Annotated in this window: 21 protein-coding genes; 10 read left to right on the forward strand and 11 right to left on the reverse strand. The window is 67.9% G+C overall.

The features are described from left to right. On the forward strand, positions 1-1,881 hold a 1,881-nt coding region (locus ACIQ3R_RS05210), incomplete at its 5' end, for a TonB-dependent receptor (RefSeq protein WP_397415883.1). 44 nt (positions 1,882-1,925) lie between these two features. Here ACIQ3R_RS05210 and ACIQ3R_RS05215 read toward each other — a convergent pair. The 3 genes from ACIQ3R_RS05215 to ACIQ3R_RS05225 are packed head-to-tail and all read right to left on the reverse strand — an operon-like array spanning position 1,926 to position 5,583. After that, positions 1,926-3,347, reverse strand: a complete 1,422-nt coding sequence (locus ACIQ3R_RS05215; RefSeq protein WP_397415885.1) for an aldehyde dehydrogenase family protein — start codon at positions 3,345-3,347, stop codon at positions 1,926-1,928. Further along, entirely contained in the window at positions 3,344-4,930 is a 1,587-nt protein-coding gene (locus ACIQ3R_RS05220; protein WP_397415887.1) for an FAD-binding oxidoreductase, read from the reverse strand. The genes ACIQ3R_RS05215 and ACIQ3R_RS05220 overlap by 4 nt, the downstream gene beginning before the upstream one ends. Next, positions 4,927-5,583: a hypothetical protein gene (locus ACIQ3R_RS05225; RefSeq protein WP_397415889.1), complete on the reverse strand. Its 657-nt coding sequence runs from the start codon at positions 5,581-5,583 to the stop codon at positions 4,927-4,929. The genes ACIQ3R_RS05220 and ACIQ3R_RS05225 overlap by 4 nt, the downstream gene beginning before the upstream one ends. 191 nt (positions 5,584-5,774) lie before the next feature. Between ACIQ3R_RS05225 and ACIQ3R_RS05230 the strand changes: the two genes are divergently transcribed. Together ACIQ3R_RS05230 and ACIQ3R_RS05235 are read left to right on the forward strand one after the other, a co-directional pair. Continuing rightward, positions 5,775-6,455, forward strand: coding sequence for a hypothetical protein (locus ACIQ3R_RS05230; RefSeq protein ID WP_397415891.1), 681 nt, complete (start codon positions 5,775-5,777; stop codon positions 6,453-6,455). A 32-nt stretch (positions 6,456-6,487) separates the two neighbouring features. Then, a complete protein-coding gene (locus ACIQ3R_RS05235) occupies positions 6,488-7,408 on the forward strand; it encodes a DUF1838 family protein (protein ID WP_397415893.1) in 921 nt (306 codons plus the stop codon). Between the two features lie 26 nt (positions 7,409-7,434). Here ACIQ3R_RS05235 and ACIQ3R_RS05240 read toward each other — a convergent pair whose 3' ends face one another. After that, complete coding sequence (locus ACIQ3R_RS05240; protein WP_397415895.1) at positions 7,435-8,238, reverse strand: GntR family transcriptional regulator; 804 nt, start codon at positions 8,236-8,238, stop codon at positions 7,435-7,437. Between the two features lie 111 nt (positions 8,239-8,349). Here ACIQ3R_RS05240 and ACIQ3R_RS05245 point away from each other — a divergent pair, with 111 nt between their 5' ends. Then, on the forward strand, positions 8,350-9,396 hold the full coding sequence (locus ACIQ3R_RS05245) for a nitrilase-related carbon-nitrogen hydrolase (RefSeq protein WP_397415897.1): 1,047 nt from the start codon (positions 8,350-8,352) through the stop codon (positions 9,394-9,396). After that, positions 9,396-10,196 carry a hypothetical protein gene (locus ACIQ3R_RS05250; protein WP_397415899.1) on the forward strand — a complete coding sequence of 267 codons (801 nt, stop codon included), beginning with the start codon at positions 9,396-9,398 and terminating at the stop codon, positions 10,194-10,196. The genes ACIQ3R_RS05245 and ACIQ3R_RS05250 overlap by 1 nt, the downstream gene beginning before the upstream one ends. Positions 10,197-10,343: 147 nt before the next feature. Here ACIQ3R_RS05250 and ACIQ3R_RS05255 read toward each other — a convergent pair whose 3' ends face one another. Then, positions 10,344-10,790, reverse strand: a complete 447-nt coding sequence (locus tag ACIQ3R_RS05255) for a hypothetical protein (RefSeq protein WP_397415900.1) — start codon at positions 10,788-10,790, stop codon at positions 10,344-10,346. 72 nt (positions 10,791-10,862) lie between these two features. Between ACIQ3R_RS05255 and ACIQ3R_RS05260 the strand changes: the two genes are divergently transcribed. From ACIQ3R_RS05260 to ACIQ3R_RS05270, 3 genes are all read left to right on the forward strand, one after another. Then, positions 10,863-11,642 carry an enoyl-CoA hydratase/isomerase family protein gene (locus tag ACIQ3R_RS05260; RefSeq protein ID WP_397415902.1) on the forward strand — a complete coding sequence of 260 codons (780 nt, stop codon included), beginning with the start codon at positions 10,863-10,865 and terminating at the stop codon, positions 11,640-11,642. A gap of 210 nt (positions 11,643-11,852) precedes the next feature. After that, positions 11,853-12,188 carry a hypothetical protein gene (locus tag ACIQ3R_RS05265; RefSeq protein WP_397415904.1) on the forward strand — a complete coding sequence of 112 codons (336 nt, stop codon included), beginning with the start codon at positions 11,853-11,855 and terminating at the stop codon, positions 12,186-12,188. 74 nt (positions 12,189-12,262) lie between these two features. Beyond that, positions 12,263-12,430 carry a DUF1328 domain-containing protein gene (locus ACIQ3R_RS05270; RefSeq protein WP_397415907.1) on the forward strand — a complete coding sequence of 56 codons (168 nt, stop codon included), beginning with the start codon at positions 12,263-12,265 and terminating at the stop codon, positions 12,428-12,430. 14 nt (positions 12,431-12,444) lie between these two features. Here the strand turns inward: ACIQ3R_RS05270 and ACIQ3R_RS05275 are convergent, their stop codons facing one another. Together ACIQ3R_RS05275 and ACIQ3R_RS05280 are read right to left on the reverse strand one after the other, a co-directional pair. Further along, positions 12,445-13,056 (reverse strand): sigma-70 family RNA polymerase sigma factor, encoded by a 612-nt coding sequence (locus ACIQ3R_RS05275; RefSeq protein WP_397415923.1) that lies wholly within the window; start codon positions 13,054-13,056, stop codon positions 12,445-12,447. A gap of 122 nt (positions 13,057-13,178) precedes the next feature. Next, positions 13,179-13,379, reverse strand: a complete 201-nt coding sequence (locus ACIQ3R_RS05280) for a hypothetical protein (RefSeq protein ID WP_397415909.1) — start codon at positions 13,377-13,379, stop codon at positions 13,179-13,181. Positions 13,380-13,621: 242 nt separating this feature from the next. On the opposite strand from ACIQ3R_RS05280, the gene ACIQ3R_RS05285 reads away from it, so the two are divergent. Both ACIQ3R_RS05285 and ACIQ3R_RS05290 read left to right on the forward strand, forming a co-directional pair. Beyond that, the gene (locus ACIQ3R_RS05285; protein ID WP_397415911.1) at positions 13,622-13,846 is read left to right on the forward strand and encodes a CsbD family protein; all 225 of its coding nucleotides are present in this window, start codon (positions 13,622-13,624) and stop codon (positions 13,844-13,846) included. After that, entirely contained in the window at positions 13,843-14,004 is a 162-nt protein-coding gene (locus ACIQ3R_RS05290; protein WP_397415913.1) for an entericidin A/B family lipoprotein, read from the forward strand. Before ACIQ3R_RS05285 ends, ACIQ3R_RS05290 begins: the two co-directional genes overlap by 4 nt. Before the next feature lie 6 nt (positions 14,005-14,010). On the opposite strand, the gene ACIQ3R_RS05295 is transcribed toward ACIQ3R_RS05290, so the two are convergent. The 4 genes from ACIQ3R_RS05295 to ACIQ3R_RS05310 all read right to left on the reverse strand — a co-directional run. After that, a complete protein-coding gene (locus tag ACIQ3R_RS05295; protein WP_397415915.1) occupies positions 14,011-15,342 on the reverse strand; it encodes an amidase in 1,332 nt (443 codons plus the stop codon). Continuing rightward, positions 15,335-16,726 (reverse strand): phenylacetate--CoA ligase family protein, encoded by a 1,392-nt coding sequence (locus ACIQ3R_RS05300; protein WP_397415917.1) that lies wholly within the window; start codon positions 16,724-16,726, stop codon positions 15,335-15,337. The genes ACIQ3R_RS05295 and ACIQ3R_RS05300 overlap by 8 nt, the downstream gene beginning before the upstream one ends. Next, positions 16,723-18,081 carry an MmgE/PrpD family protein gene (locus ACIQ3R_RS05305; protein ID WP_397415919.1) on the reverse strand — a complete coding sequence of 453 codons (1,359 nt, stop codon included), beginning with the start codon at positions 18,079-18,081 and terminating at the stop codon, positions 16,723-16,725. The genes ACIQ3R_RS05300 and ACIQ3R_RS05305 overlap by 4 nt, the downstream gene beginning before the upstream one ends. Then, the coding region (locus tag ACIQ3R_RS05310) for an MmgE/PrpD family protein (RefSeq protein WP_397415921.1) at positions 18,078-19,073 on the reverse strand (996 nt) is incomplete at its 5' end. The genes ACIQ3R_RS05305 and ACIQ3R_RS05310, both read right to left, overlap by 4 nt.

The following is a 19,073-nucleotide window of genomic DNA, read 5'->3' on the forward strand; positions in this document are numbered from 1 at the left end:
GTGTCGCTCTTCGACGTGGAGCGGGTGGAGGTGCTGCGCGGCCCGCAGGGCACGCTGTTCGGCCGCAACACCACCGGCGGCGCGATCTCGATCGTGACGCGGAAGCCGGCCAACGCGTTCAAGGCGTTTGTCGAAGGCTCGATCGGAAGCTTCGACCGGCGCATGGTGCGCGGTTCAGTGGACGCGCCGGTGAGCGAGACGCTGCTGACCAAGCTGACCGGATTCTACGCCAAGGATGACGGCTATGGCCGCAGCCTGACCACGGGCCAGAAGTTGAACGGCGAGGACAGCTGGGGCGTGCGCGGCGCGGTGCGCTGGATGCCGTCCGAGACCCTGACCTGGGACGTGTCGGTCGACTATATCGACCAGTCGCGCACCACGATCGGCTCCAGCCCCGTTGATCCGGAATACACCAGCCGCAGCGGCCTGCGCGTGGGCGAGTGCGGCGACGACACGATCAAGGATCTGCTCGTCTCCAGCCTTGGCAACTGCGCCAATGTGCGGACCGGCGGCCTGACTTCGAACCTGGAATGGGACGCCGGCTTCGCGACCGTCAACTTCATCAGTGGCTATCGTCAGATCAACCAGTCGTTCGCGATCGACTTCTTCAACGGGGTCGGCGTACGGGGCGGATACGCCATCGCCAACGAGGTCCAGAACGAGCAGTATACCCAGGAAATCAAGGTGGTCGGCGAGGCGGGCGCGCTGAACTATGTGGCCGGCGCGTTCTATCTCGATGAGGACAGCAAGACCTCGGAAGTCGACGTCTTCGGCGTGCTGCTGGCGGACTGGCAGCTGGACAATTCGACCAAGTCCTACGCCGTCTACGCCCAGGGCGACTACGCCCTGACCGACCAGCTGACGGTGACGCTGGGCGGCCGCTTCACCAGCGAGAAGAAGCGTTTCGGCTATCTCGACGGCTTCAAGGCGGGCACCTATCCGGCCAACCTGATCGTCGCCGTGCCGGCCGTGACCGCGCGGCCGATCACGGCCAACGTCGTGGCGCGTGGCATTCCGCTCAGCCAGAAGACCGAGAAATTCACCCCGCGCGTGGCGGTGACCTACAAGATCGACGACGACAAGATGCTGTTCGCCTCGGCGACGCGCGGCTTCAAATCGGGCGGATGGAACACTCGGGTCACCAACATTGCGTCTGTGACCATCTTCGGACCGGAAACGGCGTGGTCCTATGAGGTCGGCGCACGGACCGACTGGCTGGACAACCGCCTGCGGGTGAACGCCACGCTCTATCGCCTGGATGTCGCCGACCTGCAGTTGCTGTCAGGCGCAGGGACGGTTTTCTCCACCCGCAACGCGGGCGACCTGCGCGCCACCGGCCTGGAACTGGAGGTCACCGCCAATCCGTTCGAAGGCCTGAATGTCTTCGCGTCGGGGTCGATCAGTGACAAGAAGTACCGCAACGTGCCGCCTGCAGTGGGCGTGGGCGGCGTGCCCTGCACGAACACGCCGGAACCGCTCAACTGCACCACCACGCGGGATGACCCGGTCCGGTTCCCGGACCAGCAGGGCACGCTGGGGTTCAGCTATCAGATGCCGCTTGCCGACATGGACTCGTCGCTGACCTTTAACGCGGCCGCCAGCTTCTCGGGCCGCTACTGGAGCAGCACCTACAACGACACCCCGATCGTTACGGCCATCCCGTTCGGCCAGACCGTGGCGATCAGCCGCCAGTTGAGCCGAGCGCCGGTGACCACGCTGGTCAACGCCGGGATCGTGTTCCGCACCGACGACCGTCATTGGGAAGCCGCGCTGGAGTGCTCAAACTGCGCCAAGGAGTATTACGCGACCTCGTCGCTGTTCGGCCTAGGCTACTACAATGACCCGCGCCGGTTCACCTTCCGGGTGAAATACAGCTACTGAGGCGCCTTTGGCCCCTCCCTCGCACTGCGCGTCGGGGAGGGGCTTCAGCCCTCCTCGCGCCAGTCGTCTAAGGGCCGGGGCGCGCCTGTGTTGGCGATCAGGGCCTGGCGGCGGAAGAAGCGGGAGAGGCCTTCGGCTCCCATGCGGCTAGGGCCAAGGCCAGAGGCCTTGAAGCTCTGCTTGGCGGCTTCGTAGAAGACAGCGGTCAGGGCCGCGTCGTTAAGGCTGACGGCGCCGGCTTCGATTCGACGGCCGACGGCTTCAGCGGTCGCGAGGTCGGACGCGAACACGGCGGCGGAGAGGCCGTACTCCCCGAAGTTGGCCAGGGCGACGGCGTTCTCGACGGAATCGAACGCCATAACCGGTAGGATCGGGCCGAAGGTCTCTTCGCGCATCACCGCCATCTCGTGTGTGACGTCGGCCAGGACCGTCGGGCGCAGCCACAGGCCGCCGCCGTGGTGCTCGATCTCGCCGCCGGTGAGCATGCGGGCGCCCCGGGCGCGGGCGTCGGCGATCTGGGCGGCCAGGATGTCGGCCTGACGGGCGAAGATCAGCGGACCGAGTTCCCCCTGGCTAATGTCCGGCCAATTGAGCCGGACGCTGGTCGCCTTCTCGACCAAGCGTTCAAGGAAGGCGCCGTAAATCGTGCGGGCCACATAGATGCGCTCGATGGACTGGCAGGCCTGGCCCGTGGAGAGCACCGAGCCGCGCAGGGCGGCGGTGGCGGCGGCGTCGAGGTCGGCGCCTTCCAGCACGATGAGAGGGTCCTTGCCGCCCAGTTCCAGGAAGGCGGGGATCAGGCGGCCCGCGGCCTGAACGGCGACCTTGCGGCCGGTGGCGACCGAGCCCGTGAAGCAGACGCAATCGGCCTGGGCGATCACCGCCTCGCCGGTCTCGCCGTCGCCCGGGAGCAGGGCGAAGATGCCTTCCAGACCCGGCGTGGCGCGCGCGGCCTCCATCAGAGGGGCGGCGAAGCGCGGCGTGACCTCGGAGGGCTTTACGATGACCGCGCAGCCGGCGGTGAGCGCCGGTATGGCGTCGATCATGCCCAGCAGCAGCGGGAAGTTCCACGGGCTGACCACGCCGACCAGTGGATAGGGCCGCCAGTTTGGCGCGTGGCGAACGGCGGGCATGGCGCGGCCCTGGGTCCAGCCCTCGGGCAGCATACCCGGCGCCATGGCGGCCCAGCCGGCGAGAGCGCCCAGCACACTGTCGATCTCCTGCCCGGCGATGCGGCGTCGGCCGGTGTCGGTTTCCAGCGCGGCGTGGATCGCGGCGCGGCGCGCGGAGATCTCCTGGGCGAAACGGGACAGGACGGCCGCGCGGCCCTCGAAGCCGAGGGCGGCCCAGGCAGGTTGGGCGGCGCGGGCGCGTTCGGCGACGGCGGCGATCTCCAAGGGCGACGGCGCCTGGAAGCTGTAGGTCTCTGCGCCGGTGCGCGGATCGCGGGCGGTGAGCGTCTTCAAAGGCCGAGCCCGCCGGGGCTGATGCGGCCTTCAGGATCGAGCGCGGACTTGACGGCGCGGGCCAGGCTCGCGGAGGTCGCATCCCGGCTCTCCAGCCAGGGATAGGTGCGGCCGACCTGGAAGTGGGCGGCGCCGAAGCGCTGGAAGACGGCGATGATCGCCTTGCGCGCCTCCGCGACGAGGGCGGTGGCTTCGGGGTTCTCCGGGTGGCGTTTCAGCTTGGCCAGCATCCCGGGTTCCACCGTGGCTTCGTGGATTTCGCGGCGCGCCTCGGGCCAGAAAAAGACCGGCTCGATCAGGAAGCCGTTGGTCGAGAGCGTCGTCAGCATCATGCCGGTGTAGACGCCCTGCGCTTCAAAGCGCGCGGCGAAGTCGGCGAACAGCGCCTCCAGGGCCAGGCGACAGGGCTCGGCCTGGGAAAGGGCGACGATGCCGTGCACCGGAACCCATCGCTCACCTTCGGGTCCGAGGATGTTGTTGAGCGGGGTGAAGGGCTGGGCGCGCAGGACGCGGGGGATGGTGGCCTCAGTCTCGCGACCCCCAGCGGCGAGGCAGATGCGACGGACCTCGGAGATGTCGGCTTCGACGCCCGCCTGAGTGCGTCCCTCGGCGATGAGATGCAGAGACCACTCTGACTCAGAGAGGAAGCCGCGTCCGGCGACGGCCATCTTGAACGCGTCCCTGACCCCGGCGACGATGCCGCCGCCGCCAGTCACCACTGCGCCCATGGCCTTGACGCCCGAAAGGATCGAGGCGCGACGGACGCGCACATCGGCCAGCGCAGGGTCAAAGCCGACCAGCTCGCTGGTGATCCCGGCGCGGGTGATCTCGGCGCCCGCCTCAAACAGACCCTTGGCCTCGGCAAAGGCGAAGGAGACACAGCCCTCAAAGGCCGGCGTGCGGATCAGGCGCAAGGTGATCTCGGCCTTGACCCCGAAGGCGCCCGCGTCGCCGCAGAACAGACCGGTGAGATCGGGGCCATAGTGGCGATAGAACGGGTGCGGGCCGACGCCAGCCGCCCCGGTTCGCAGGACCTGGCCGTCGGCGAGGACTACGACGAGCCCGATCACGCTTTCGCTGGTGGTGCCATAGTGACCGGCGCCGAAGATGGCATTGAGCTGCGAAAGCCCGCCGCCGATGGTGGAAGATATCCCCGACAGCGGTCCCCAGAACGGCGTGCGCAGGCCCAGCGGCTTGAGGGCGTCGTGCAGCGTCTTCCAGGTGCAGCCGGCCTGGACCGTGACGGTCATGTCGGCGGCGTTAACGGCCAGCACCTGGTCCATGGCGGAGAGGTCGAGCAGCAGGCTGGGCTGCTCCGGCGGCAGGTATCCGGCCGTGTAGCTCATGCCGCCGCCGCGCATGGCGACGGCGAGACCCCGCGAGCAGGCTTCTGCAACCGCGCGGGCGAGGGCCTGGGTGTCGCGCGGCGCGACCACCAGATCGGCGATCCGTTCGGCCGCGACCCAGATGTCCTGGCTCATCAGGCGTCGGAGGGCGGGGTCGTCGTTCACCGCCTCGACGCCGAGCGCCTGACGGAAGGCATCGGCAAGGGCGGAATTCGGGGGCGCTTCGGCGAGGCTCATAGCGGTCTCCAGAGGCCCAGCAGGGCAGCGGCGGTAATCAGGGCCCAGATCGTCAGAACGACGGGCCGCACGCGGGCGAAGGTCTGGGCGATGATCCTGTCACCCTCGGGGGTCGGGCCGCTCGCAGCCAGTTCGCCAAAGGCCGGACCGAAGGGCGCAAGCAAGGCGCGAACCCAAAGTCCGCAGGCGACGGCGGCCGCAAGGATCAGGAGCTTCAGGCCGAGGAAAAGCGGCCAGTCGAGCCCGCCTGCGACCACCGCCGCGCCGACGCCGGCGATCGTGGCCAACACGACCCAGCGCAGGAGGAGGTCTAACCGGCGGCCGGGGTCGGCGGACGGAAGGTGCTTCAGATGGATGCGCCAGGCGAGCCAGAGCCAGGCCAGCGACCCTGCCCAGAACGCGCTGAGCACCGCGGCTGGGAGCGGCAGATGACCCGACATGGAGGCCAAGGTGAGGCCGGTGGGAAGGGCCAAGATCAACGATGTGCGGGGCGCCATATCGAGATCGCCCAACGCCTGGGCGGCAGCGATGCGGACCGCCGTCGGGCGCGCCGGATCTCCGATGACGCGGGAGAGGTAGAACGCGCCAAGGTCTCCGCCCAGCCAGTAGACGAACACCAGGACGTGGAGGAGGCCGACCAGGGCGAGCAGCACCGCGAGCTCCGGATCAAATGATCTATTTCTATATCATTTGCCGCCGCCGTTCCCGAGGCGCAAGGGCAAATCAGGCGCGGGGAAGGGATTGCGATTTGTCCGGACAAATGATCTATTGATATACCAATTGATCGTTGAGGCGGCGCCGGCGAGCAACCGGACGACGCCGTGGCTCACCCGGGGAGGCGGCCATGCACTTCGGCGAACTGGAAGTTCTGCGGTGGGCGCACATCCTGGCCATGGTCTACTGGCTGGGCGGCGAGTGGGGCGTGTTTCAGACCTCCTACAATGTGGTCAACCGCAACCTGTCGCTGGACGAACGCCGGCGGCACATGGAGACGGCCTATCGCATCGACATCCTCGCGCGGACGGGGATCATTCTGCTGCTGCCGCTGGGCCTGCACATGGGCAAGATCTATGGCTTCGTATCGCTCGACGGTATGGGCCTGACCATCATGTGGGTGGTGTTCGCCGCCTGGATAAGCCTGACCTGGAGCGCCTTCCTGGCCCGGGAATCCGACCTGGGATTGCGTCTGACCAAGATCGACGAAGCCATCCGCTACGTCGTGATCCCGGCGCTGTTTATCGTGAGCCTGGGGTCGATGGCGGGCGCGGGGCCGCTGGATATCGCCCAGGGCACGATGTGGTACGGCGCCAAGATGGCGCTCTACGCCTTTGCGCTCTGCATAGGCCTCGGCCTGCGGTTCATCATGCGCGCCTGGACGACGCGGTTCCGCATCCTGGCCGCCGGTCCGGACCCCGTGCAGGAGGCTGCGTTGGAACGCGAGATCGGCCTGGGACGCGCCATGGCCTATGTCTATTGGATCACCATCGCCGGCGTCTGTTTCCTGGGCGCGACCAAACCCTTCTAGTCCCCAGTCCCTCAAGCCCCCCGAGGTTCGTAATGAAGTCGCTTTTGTTCACCGCCGCGCTCGCCGCACTGCTGCCGATGGCCGTCCAGGCCCAATCGAGCCGCGCACCCAAGCTGCTCAACCTCGCCAAGCCGGAGGAGGCGCTGCAGGTGTCACGCAAGTTCCAGTGCTCGATGAAGGACAACGAGCCGGTGGTCTATCACTGGTCGGGTCGCGGCTATTCCAAGGTTCCGGGCGAGCCTGATCGGCTGCTGTTCCTGCTCGAAGGCATGAACGTGCGGGCCTGCGTGACGGTGAATGATCCGGTGCGGGGCGTCGGCTACCGAATGGTCTCCCGCGAGCTGATGTTCTATCTCGATCCCGCGACCGGCAAGCCGCTACGGACCTGGAAAAACCCCTGGACGGGCCAGGAGGTGGAGGTCTGGCATGTGGCTAATGATCCGGTGAACAGCCGCCCGACCTATGTCCGCGGCGCAAACGGCGAACCCTTCACGATGCCGACCGCACGGGTGGAAAACGGGCGGGTGTTCATGCCGATCGAGGTGCCGCTGTTCTACAACAATCCGCTGGCGGGCGACTATCAGCAGTATGTAGGCAATCAGTACCACGCGATGGAGATCTTCAACTTCAACGCCGAAGCCTCCGACATCCTCGACCCGAAGAAGAACCTGGCGCGGCCGGCTGTGGCGTGGGTGCGACTGGCGCAGTGGCTGCCCTGGATGCAGATGAACAGCCGCGCCGGGATGCTGGTGTTCAACGCCGTCGGCCAGACGGTGGAGAACGTCGACGCCCTGCCGCAGGTGATCAAGGACGAGATCGCCGCCAGCTATCCGGCCTATCGCACGCCGCCGCCCGGAGACGACGCGCGCCCGAATGAGACCAGCTGGACCTATTTCAAGAAGCAAATCGAGGCGAAGAAGGCGAAGGGCGCCGGCGCTGCACCCTCGCACTGAGCCTGGACGTCGGCGATCGGTCCGGCCTAGCCCCGGGTCCGGACCGGCCGCTGACGCTTCTGAGTGATGAAATGGTACTGGAACCGGTCGGGGCGATAGTGTCCGCGGATGAACTGCACCGGCCGGCCGCGCGCGGCGCGCGTCACCCGCTCGATCTTGAGCAGGGGCGATCCCGTATTGACCTGCAGGGCCGCGGCGATCTGCGGTTCGGCCGAAGCCGCCCCGATCCATTGTTCGGCCTCCACCATCTCGGCGTCGGCGCGCTGCAGAAGGGTGAGCAACGGGGTCGAGGCCAACTCCTCGCGGCTGTAACGGGCGGCGATATCGGCGGGCACCCAGCTGACCAGATGCGAGAACGGCTCGCCCCTCAGCTTGCGCAGGCGGACCGCGTACTGGACCGGATCGCCGGGCTTGATCGCAAGGTGATCGGCGATGAAGGGCTCGGCGGGGATATCGCGGGCCTCGAGCAACTCGACTTCGGTCTCAAGGCCCATGATCTTCAGGCTGTCGATCAGGTTGTCGAAACTGGAGCGGACCATGGGAATCGTCGCGCCGCCGGCCACGATGGTGCCGCGTCCGCGATGGCGGCTGACGAGGCGGTCGCCGGCCAGCTCGTTGAGCGCCCGTTTGACGGTGATGCGCGAGACCTTGAGTGCGCGGGCCAACTCCTGTTCGCCGGGCAGGGTCTCGCCGGCGGCGATCTCGCCGCTACGGATCCGTTCCCGCAGCACCAGGTAGATCTGGTGATAGAGTGGCGTCGGCAGCGTTTCGTCCAGTTGATCGGCGGACAGTCCGAGCACGCCCCCGGGGAAGCTGGTGTCGCTGTCCATGCTTTAGCCGCCCCAATTGCGCGCCCGCGACCGGCGCTGCCCAATTGGTCTATTGATATACCAACCGTGCGCCTTGGCGCGAGCGGTTACCCCGTCTGAAGGAAGAACATCATGGCCGCGCCCGCGCCCTATCTCGCGCTCGCCCTGCAGACCACCTGTTTTGCGGTGAACGATGCGGCGGATGCGGCCGCGAGCCGGCCGCGGATGCTGGCGGCGATCGAGCGCGTCTCAGCACAGATCGCGGCGTCGAAACGGTTCGTCGGCCAGGACGTGCGGCTGGTGGTGCTGCCGGAGTATTTTCTCACCGGGTTTCCGATGGGCGAGACCGCTGGCGCCTGGGCCGGAAAGGCGGCGCTGGCCATGGATGGGCCGGAGTATGCGGCGCTGGGCGCGGCGGCCAGGGCGGCGGACGTCTATCTGTCAGGTAACGCCTATGAGGCCGATCCGCACTTCCCGGGACTCTACTTCCAGGCTTCGTTCGTCGTCGCGCCGTCGGGCGAGGTTGTGCTGCGATACCGGCGGCTGGTCTCACTGTTCGCGCCCAGTCCCTATGACGTGTGGGACAAGTACGTCTCGATCTACGGCCGCGAAGGCGTGTTTCCGGTGGCGGACACGGAACTGGGGCGGCTGGCCTGCATCGCCTCGGAGGAAATCCTCTATCCGGACATCGCGCGTGCGCTGGCGCTGCGCGGCGCTGAGGTGCTGCTGCATTCCTCCAGCGAGATCGCCAGCCCGATCCAGACGCCAAAGAATGTGGCCAAGCAGGCGCGCGCCATCGAGAACCTGGCCTATCTGGTCTCGGCCAACTCGGCGGGTATCGAGGGAATCGCGATCCCCAAGGCCTCGACCGACGCGACCTCGAAGGTGATCGACTTCCGCGGCCTGGTGCTGGCCGAGGCCGGCTATGGCGAGAGCATGGCGGCCTATGCCGAGATCGATGTGGGCGCGCTCCGACGCTGGCGGCGACGGCCGGGGATGGGCAATATCCTGTCGCGCCAGCCGCTGGGGCTGTGGCGCGATGCGCTGGAAGGGCTGGAGGCGCAGCCGCGGGGCACCCTGACCGGCGCGGACGGCGAGATGCTGACCCCCGATCGCGCCTTCTATTCCGAGCGCCAGCGCCGCGTGATCGACCGGCTCTCAGATGAAGGGATCATCTGATGATGCGCATGGCCCTCCCTGTTCTCGCGCTAGGGCTGGCGGCCAGCGCGGCGCTGGCCCAGTCGCCTGCGGCGGCGCCCGTAAGTCCTGACCAAGCGATCCTGGAGCGTGACCTGCGGCTCTTCGAGAGCTGGTTTCCGGGCGCATGGGATAATGCCGAGCAGGTGTTCTTCGCGGAGGAGCAGGGCCGCAAGGTCATGCCGCGGCGGATGCACGCCAAGGTGACGGCGGAAGGCGCGCGCGCGTTCACGATACGCGCCTTCGCCGGGAACGACTTCGCGAAGCCTGTCGAGGAACGCACCGCAACCGCCAGCGTCGATGCCTCGGCCGGGCGGATCAGGCTCTCGGCGCCCGGTTGCGAGATCACCTGGCAGCGGCAGGCGAACCAGTTCGTCGGCGAGGCGAAGGCCGGCTCCTGTGGGTCGGCGGCGGTCACCCGGTTTGTGCTCTCAGCCGAGGACCTGTGGGCGGGCGACTCCCGGATGATGCGGGCGCGGGAGTGGAGCTGCTGGATGGCGATTCCGCGGGAGGACAGACCGGGGACCTGGTTCTCGGCCTTCAACCTCAGGATTCTCGACCAGGGCGGTGAGGTCTGGGTCAAGACCGACGAGGCGACGCCGCGCGAGATCGGCTACCGCCTGCGGCAGGTGAAGTGGCCGGCCGGCACGAACCAGGATGCGCTGACGCTCTATGTGCTCAAGAAGGGCGAAGCTCGGGCGCCGGGTTATGCCTGGGCAAGCCCCGACGCGACCCGGGTGGGCCTCAACCTGCGTTGGGTGCAGGGCAGCTGTTCGCGCTGACGGACGAGTTCGGAAAGCCCCCCTCCGTCCGCTTCGCGGACACCTCCCCGATCCGCGCTTCGCGTTGGGGGAGGTGCTAGCTTGATTGTCCTCTCCCAGCGGGGAAGGGAGACCGCCGAAGGCGGTGGAGGAGGTTGCGCAGGCGCGTTACCGGACCCGGTGTTCCTTGATGCAGGTGCGGCGGACGAGGACATCGTCTTCGAACCAGTGCCAGGTGCGACCGCGGTTGTTTCCGTCCTCGCTGATCTGGATCATCTCGTAGAGGTAATGGCGCGGCATGTCCTTGCGGGTCCAGGTGAGCACGACGGTGCGGGGGTCGATCTCCCAGGCCGAGCCTTCGATGCGGTCGGTGTCCCACCAGATGCGGCCGTCGCGATAGGTGGCGGGGAAGTGGATCTCCTCGCGGCGACCGTCGTCCCAGGTGTAGGTGTTGATCTGGTGGTAGGCGAAGGCGCCTTCGGCAGGGAAGCGGCACTGGAGCGCGGACCTGTGGCGGTCGATTTCCCGACCTTCGGTGTCGACATGGATGTAGACGCCTTCCCATTCGCCCTCGTGGCGGGCCAGGACGGGCATGGCGGTGCGGATATCGCTCAAGGGTCGCTCTCCGGGGTGGTCTCGGGTTAAATGGTATAGAATTATATCATTTGAGGTGATGAGGGGGAACGGGTGTCGGACGCTGTCGAAGGGCTGAACCTGACGATCTCGGGCGACGCAGCCACGCTGACGCTCAACCGGCCTGAGCGGCGCAATGCGCTGAACCAGGCCATGTGGCGGGGCCTGCCCGCCGTCCTGGACCAGGCGCGCGCGGCGCGGGTCAAGGTGCTGGTGGTGACCGGCGCCGGCGGGGCGTTCGCGGCGGGCGCCGACATCTCCGAGTTCGAAGCGGTCTATGCCACGCGGGCCAGTGCAGCGGCCTATTTCGGCGAGATCGGTGCGTCGATGGACGCGCTGGCGGCCTTCGAAGCGCCCACCATCGCGCGCATTGAGGGCGCATGCGTGGGCGGCGGTCTGGGGCTGGCGCTTTGCTGCGACCTGCGCATCGCTTCGGCGAACGCCAAGCTTGGGATCACGCCGGCCAAGCTTGGATTGATGTATCCTTTGTCGGACACTCGGCGTCTGGTCGAAGCGGTGGGTCCGTCGCGGGCCAAGGACATTCTCTACACCGGGCGCATCCTGCCGGCCGACGAAGCGCTGTCCATAGGGCTGGTGGATGCGGTCACCGGTGACGTGGACGCCGCGGTCGAGGAGAAGACGCGCGCCATCGCCGCCGCCAGCCAGTGGTCGGCGCGGGCGACAAAGCGGGTCATCCGCCGGCTGCTGGACGGCCAGACAGCGGACGACGCCGACACCGAAGGCTGGATGCTTGATGCAGTGGAGGGCCAGGACTTTCTCGAGGGGCGCGACGCTTTCCTGGCCAAGCGCGAGGCGCTGTTCCCGTTCCGGTGAGGGCGCCGGAGCGGCCGGGCGTCTGACCCGCGTGAGCCCCGGATGAAGTGAGACTGGGCCGCGCATCTCGAGAGCGGCGATTGAGACATGCAACCCGATCCGCGCCTGTGAGGTTATCCCACCCGGCCAAGGAACATCCGCGGCCCGGCACAGGGACCCCAGGCCATGACGGATCGAATTGTAATGAGCCCAGCGGATCGAAGCGGTCCCGTGGATCCCGATCGCGGCAGTGAGTGGCAGCCGCCGGGACAGAATGACCTTCGCGAAATGGAACACGCGCATCGGCGGCGCGCCAACGGCCGGTTGATCCTGGGGATCGCCATCGGTGCGACCCTTGCGATCGGGGCCACGGCGTACTTCGCGCAGGAAGCGGGATCGTTCGCAGGCGCCGGCGAACAGGCGGACCGGCGGATCGATGCGACGGCCGCGGGAACCCATGACCTGGCGGCCGACACCGCGCGTTCGGTGGGCGATGCGGCGCGCGTGGCTGGTGACCGCGTGGACGGGACGCTGACGGAAGCGGCGGACAAGGTCGAGAAGCGTTAGCCGCCCAAACCGCGGACGTTTCAGAATTCAACACTGACGGGGTCTGAACCCCGTCATCAACCTAGGAGCCAAAGATGTTCTATTGGGCCGCTGTCTTTCTCGTGATCGCGCTGGTCGCCGGCGTCATCGGATTCGGGGCTGTCGCTTCGGTCTCGTTCAGCTTCGCCAAGGTCGTGTTCGTTGTGGCGATCGTGCTGTTTCTGTTCAGCGCCGTTTTCGGTGCGCGGGGCCGGATGCGCTGAGCGGGCGCGTCGACCTAGGTCTCGGCGCCGGGCCTTTCCGGCGCCGCGGGCGCGACACAGGTGAACAACGCGCCGTCGGCCAGCAGCGCTGGCGGCCGCTGATCGTCATTTGTGGCCATGAGCGCGACAAGGCTGGCCCGCCCCCTAGAGACCCGGCTTTTGATGGTTCCGACCGCAAGGCCGGTGACCGCGGCCACATCGTCGTAGCTGAAGCCGCCCGCGGCGATCAGGATCAGGGCCTCGCGCTGCTCCAGCGGGAGCGTCTGAATGGCGGCGGAAACCGAGGACAGCTCCATCGTCGCATGGATATTGACGTTGGCTCTGGCGGTCGCCTCGTAGGCCGGCGTGTCGAGTTGGACCAGATAGCGGGACTTGCGCCGGTTCGAGTAGAGGATGTTGCGCAGGATCCGGAACGTCCAGGCCTTGAAGCTGGCGTCCTCAATGTAGCTGTTCCGCGCGCCCCAGGCCTTGAGCATGGTCTCCTGGACCAGATCGTCCGCTTCCGTGGGATTGTGACAGAGAGATCGGGCGAAGGCCCGAAGCGCCGGCATGATCTCAATCAGAGAGCTCTTGAATTTGATCAACCCCAACCCGCTGATTTCTTTGGAGTTGATATTGGCGACCATCACGTCCAGCTCTCCTGTTTTTCAAATATGTCACGAAATATTGTAAGCTACTCCCGCAAGAAATTGATTGAATTTGATAAAACGCAAACGAGCGACCTCAATCGAGATAAATGTTTGGACGCTTACGTCCAATCCTCCTGCTTTTCTAATTCATAAAGCAGAAACAGGAGGTAATATGGCAGAGGTTCGGCAAGGAACATTTCATATCGTGCTTTAATTGCATTGTCGATGATGGCCGCCTGTTTCTCGATTTCAAGCGACGACTGATCGATAACTAAATCGGTGCTGGCCCCGCCATTGGAGTTTTTTTGCTTACGCGCCACTTCCTGGACCTCTGCGGTTCATCGGATGCGCGGCGCCAGACGCAATGCGGGCAATCCCCCAGCAGGCTCCGGACGACTCTACGCAGGCGGCAGGCAATGGTTGCTCACAATCGCTATCGCGACGCCGATCGCCACGCCGTTGGCCTGTCCCGTGGATGCGGTCAGTTGGAATTCCGTGCAACCATCCGGCGCGGGCGCTGTTCTCCGAGGGTCCGATCCCGGGCACTTCAAGGATGACGTCGATGAATGACGACACGATCAAAGGCCAATGGAAGCAACTCGTCGGCGAGGCCAAGCGCCAGTGGGGCAAGCTTACCGATGATGACCTGCTGCGCGCCGAGGGCGACCTGGACAAGCTCACCGGCTCGGTTCAGGAGCGCTACGGCGTGACGCGCGACGAGGCGCACCATCAGGTCAAGACCTGGCGCGATAAAGCCTCCAAGGCTGCGGACAAGGCGGGCCTATGAGGAATCTCATCGCACAGGCCCTGGTTCCGCTGGTTCTGATCGCCGCGGCCATATCGGCAAGCGGATGCAACACCATCGGCGGCGCAGGGGAGGACGTGTCCTCGACCGGCAAAGCGGTTACGGACGCTGCCCGGGACGTCAAGGACGACATGAAGTAGCGAACACTAACCCCGGAAGTCGGGCGGCGCGGGCGTTGGCAGGGCGAGCTTTCGGGCAAGCGCCAGGGCCTGGGCGTCGTCTGGGGTCACCACCTGGCAGGAGAGCGGCAGGCCTTCATTCGTCACCCCGGCCGGGAAGGCCGTGGCGGGCTGGCCGGTGAAGTCGGCGATGGCTGTGAAGTCGGCCTGGTTGGCGGGCGCGGGGCCGAACGCGAAGGCCGTCTGCGGCGCGGTCGGCATCAGCACCCCGGCATAGGGCGCGAAGGCTGTCCGCAGCGCCTCGGCGGCGGCGGCGAGGTCGCGATAGGCGCGCGCCAGCTTGTGCGCCGGCTGGGTCGCGCCCCACTGGAGCAGGGGCCGGAACGCGTCGGAGAAGCCCTCGGGGTCGGCGGCGAGCGCTGCTTCGTGGATCACATAGCCTTCGGCCTCTGAGATCAGGAGGCCGAGGCGGCGCATGCGGCCGAAGTCGTAGTCGGTGAGGCGGAGGGGCTCGACCCTGAGGCCCTCGCGGCGGGCGTGATCGACCACGGCCTCCAGGCCGGCGCGGACCTGGGGCTGGGCGTCGACCTGGCCGTCAAACTCCAGAACGGCGAGCGGTCGATCCGGGTTGCGGGCCTCGCGCCCAGGCGCGACGGCGTTCAGTATCGCGGCGCAGTCGTCGGCGGAGCGGGCGTGTGGGCCGATGTGGTCGAGCGTCCAGGACAGCTCGGTGACGCCGGCCGTGGGGATGCGGCCGCGCGTGGGCTTGTGGCCGAAGATTCCACAGTAGCCCGACGGGATTCGGACGCTGCCCATGGTGTCGGTGCCCAGCGCCGCGGCGCAGAGGCCGGCTGCGGCGGCGGCGCCCGAGCCGCCGGAGGACCCGCCGGGGGTGGAGCCGGCGCGATGGGGATTCTCGGTGCGGCCGAACCACGGATTGTCGGTGGTGGCGCCCAGCGCACCCTCGTGCATGTTGACGCAGCCGAGGATGACCGCGCCGGCGCGGCGCAGGCGGGCGACCACCTCGGCGTCGGCGTCGGCGATGCGGCCGCGATAGGCGCCGATACCGGCGGTCCAGGGCAGGCCGGCGACCGCGATGTTGGACTTAACCAGGATCGGCGCGCCATCCACATGACTGAGCGGCGCATTGGACGCCCAGCGGGCGGCGCTGGCGTGGGCGGCGGCCTGGGCCCCCTCGGCATCGAGATCGGTGACGGCGCCCAGGGCCGGATTGAGCCGCGCGATGCGGGCCAGATAGACCTCGACCGCCTCGACCGGCGTGACGGCCCGGGTCGCGTAGAGGTCGTGCAGGCCGGTGACGCCGGCGGCGACGATCGGATTGGAGAAGCCCTCAGCCATAACGCTCGTCGATCAGCCGGATCGGCTTCTGGCGGACCTCGATCTGGGTGAGAGACGCGGTGGCGCCCTTGGCGGCGAGCTCAACCTCGACCTCGATGCCGATCTTGCGCTTGAGGATCTCGCCGAACGCCTTGGCGAGCGCCGGATCGGCCGGCGCCGTAGCCTCCGCGACGACGATGAAGCTGTCGCGGCCCTGGGCGTCGCGGCGGGCCTTGCAGATGAACTCCTTTGCGAAGGCCGGATGCTCATCCAGCATCGGACCGATCCCCTGGGGGAAGATGTTGATGCCGCGGATCTTCACCATGTTGTCGGACCGTCCGAGGAAGCCCTCGATGCGGGTGAAGTTGACGTCGAGCGCCGAGCGACCGGTCTTCACCTGGGTCACGTCATGCGTATTGAATCTAATGATTGGATAGAGGTCGTCCTTGTAGAGGCAGGTGACGACCATATCGCCGGTCTCGCCGGCCGCCACCGGGCGGTGAGTGTCGAGATCGCAGACCTCCAGCACCTGGGCGTCTTCCATCACATAGAGGCCATCGCGGTCCGGGCCCTCGCCGGCGACGATGCCGGTGTCGCCCACGCCGTACCAGTCGAAGCAGACGGCGCCGCCCCAGGCCTCGGAGATGGCGTCCTGGTCCTCGCGGCCCATGTGGCCGGTGATCATGCGGACCGGGATGTCGACGCCGGGAACCAGACCCTGCTCGCGGGCTACCTCGGCCAGCTTCTTGATGTAGTCGGCGAAGCCGACGATCACCGTGGCGCCGAAGGTCTTCATCAGCTCGACCTGCTGGGCGGAGCGGGTCTCGATGCCGGTGCCGGCCGACAGGAAGATGGCGCTGGTCCAGTGGGTGACGGCCTCACGCACATAGTGGCCGCCGTTGATCATCCCATGGCCGTAGACCGAGTGCACGACGTCGTCCGGGCGCAGGCCCTGCCAGCGATAGAGGCGGCCAAGCATCAGGGCCTGGACCTCGCGGCTCTTGGCCCCGAACAGCAGCACCTGGGGCTTGCCGGTGGTGCCGGATGTGGTGTGCAGGATCACCGGCGGGCGCTGGGCATGGCTCTCGAAGCCGGCGAAGTCGCCGAACGGCGGCGCCCGCTCCAGGCTGGCCATGATATCGGACTTGTCGAACACCGGGAGCGTCGGGAGGTCGTCGAGACCGCGGATGTCGCCCCTTGCGATGCCGGCTTCGCCCCAGAGGCGCTGATAGAACGGCACCTGCCAGGCGCGGGCGACGCACCGGGCGAACAGGCGTTCCTGATGGGCGCGGATCTCGTCGCGGCTCTTGCGGGCGAAGACCTGAAAGGCGTCGCCAATAGTGTGCTCGGCCGCCATCTGGGCGAAGTCGATCTCGTCCCAATAGGTGCGGTGGGTGTCGGTCATGCGGGATCTCCGGCGACGAGGCGGAAAGCTTGGGAGGCGTCGTCGAGGGTGTGGAAGCTGGCCATCAGGGCGGTCAGCGGATCGTGGACGGTTTCGAGGCCGGCGAAGGCCAGGCAGGCGCGGGCCTTGTCGAGGTGCTGCTGCGGCGTGAGCGGCTGTTCGGGCGCGCCGAGCTGGGTGGTGACCCGGGCGGTGAGCGTGCGGCCGTCCCTGAGGGTGGCGATCGCTTCGGCGGGGGTGAAGGCGGCAGGGTCTGGGTTGTCGTCGGCGAGCACTTCGACGCGGGCGGCGAGCGCATGCAGTGTTGGATCCGACAGGCTTCTCGGGTCGAAGTCGGCGAGGCCCACGGTCCCACGCGTGAGCGTCACGGCGGCGAGGTAGGCAAGGCAGAGGCGGGCGTAGGCCGGCGTCAGCGGCGCGGTGATCGGGCGTCCGACGAGGCGATGGATCAGCGGCGGCGCGCGCCAGACGAGGCGGTCCAGGTTGTCGGGCGTCAGGCCCTGAGACATCAGGCTCTGGATCGCCACGATACCGCCGTGGCCGGCGCGGCCCGTGGGGAAGGGCTTCCAACTGACCTCGGCGATCCGGTAGCGGCGGCCGAGGTCGGCCAGGGCGGGGGCGAGGTCGAAGCCGGTCTCGAACAGCGTCATGTAGCCGAACGGGCCGTCGATGGAGGCGCGCGGACCGGGAAGGCCGGTGGCGGCGACGTCGCAGGCCATCAGCGCGGCGCGGGCGGCGTTGGCGATCTGGACGGGCAGGGCGGGCTTGCCCTCTGCATGGGCCTGCATCGTGCCGGAGGTGAAGGCGAGCCCGTAGCCGAAGGCGTCGAGCGTGGTTTCGCGGGAGAGGCCCCGCAGCCGGGCGGTGGCGGCGAGCGCGCCGAAGAGGCCGGAGGTGGCCGGTCGAAAGAACTTGAGCGGCGTGGTGGCGGCGACGCCGAGCGTGACCGAGACGTCGCAGCCGGCGACGATGGCGGCCAGGATATCTTCGCCAGAATAGGGTCCGGAGCGGTCGTGCTCGGCGAGGATGGCGGCGGTCAGCGTGGCCATCGGGTGCAGGACGGCGGGCTCGTGGACGCAGTCGAACTCCTGGCCGTGGATCTGGAAAGCGTTGACAAAGGCCGCCTGGACAGCGGGCAGGCGGACGCCCGGACGGCCCAGAATCCGGCCGTCGGTTCCGGCGCCCCAGGCGCTGGCCGCAGCCAGGATGTCGTCGGCATGCGCAGCCTTGGCCCCCGCCGCGCCGACACACAGCGTGTCGTGGAGGAAGGTGGCGGCGGCCCTGCGCGCGATGTCCGGCACCTCGGCCCAACGAAGGCCAAGCGCGTGGTCGACGAGGACTTCGGCGGCGCTCATCCATCGAGTCCCGGGAGGGCGGCCGACAGGTCAGCGATCGTCGAGGTGTCTCCAAGCTTCATGCAGACGCTGACGAGATGACCCGCGGCGGTCGCGTCCAGGCCGCCCCAGGCCATCAGGGCTGCGGCCTTTGCGGCGAGTCCTGAGGCGTCGAGCGGACGTTCCGGGTCGCCAAGGGCGTCAGGGGTCTGCGCTTCGAGGACCGCTCCATCGGCCAGGGTCGCGCGGGCCGCGGCGCCGAAGCGGGCCGGGTAGCGAGCGGTGATCGCGGTGTCCTCGGTGGCGCGGACGCGGGCCCGCAAGGCGACGTGGGCCGGATCCGCGATGGCGGCGAGGGTGAAGCGGGGCAGGTCTGCGTCGCCGTTCGCCCAGGCGACCGCTGCGGCGTGCTGGAGGGAGAACTTGGCTTCCCCCGGCGTCGTCGGGTTGGGCTTGTCGCAGAAGGCCAGCGCGTCCCGATAGCTCGCGACCTCGAGTGACTGGAGGTCGCGACCTGCAGCCTGGGCGCGCAGAGCCAGCACCGCGTCGATCGTCGCGTGGGCGTGGCGGCAGGCGGCGTGAGGCTTGAAGCTGACGTCGTGAATCGCCCAACCTTCGTTTTCGCCGGCGACGACGGCTTCGGGGTCGGCGTCGTCGCAGAGCGCAGCGAAGAAGCCCTGAGGGCCTTCGAAGTGTGTCAGCGGTCCGGCGAAGCCCTCGCGGGCGAGGAAGGCGGCGGCCAACCCATTGGCGGCGGCGCGGCCGTCGTGCAGGGCCTTGGTGAAGACCGGTTCGTGGCGGACCTGCCAGAGACCTGCGGCCTGCTGGCCGGCGTTGGCGAGCGCCCAGGCGGTGGCGCGTGGATCAAGCCGCAGGATCGTGGCCGCCGCCGCCGCCGCGCCAAACGGGCCGCAAGTTCCGGTGGCGTGGAAGAAGCGGTAGTGGCCCGCGCCGGCGGCCCGGCCCACCCGGATCATGGCCTCGTAGCCGCGAACGACGGCGTCGAGGAACGT

This window comes from Phenylobacterium sp., assembly GCF_044371015.1.
In the GTDB taxonomy this organism is placed as follows: domain Bacteria; phylum Pseudomonadota; class Alphaproteobacteria; order Caulobacterales; family Caulobacteraceae; genus Phenylobacterium.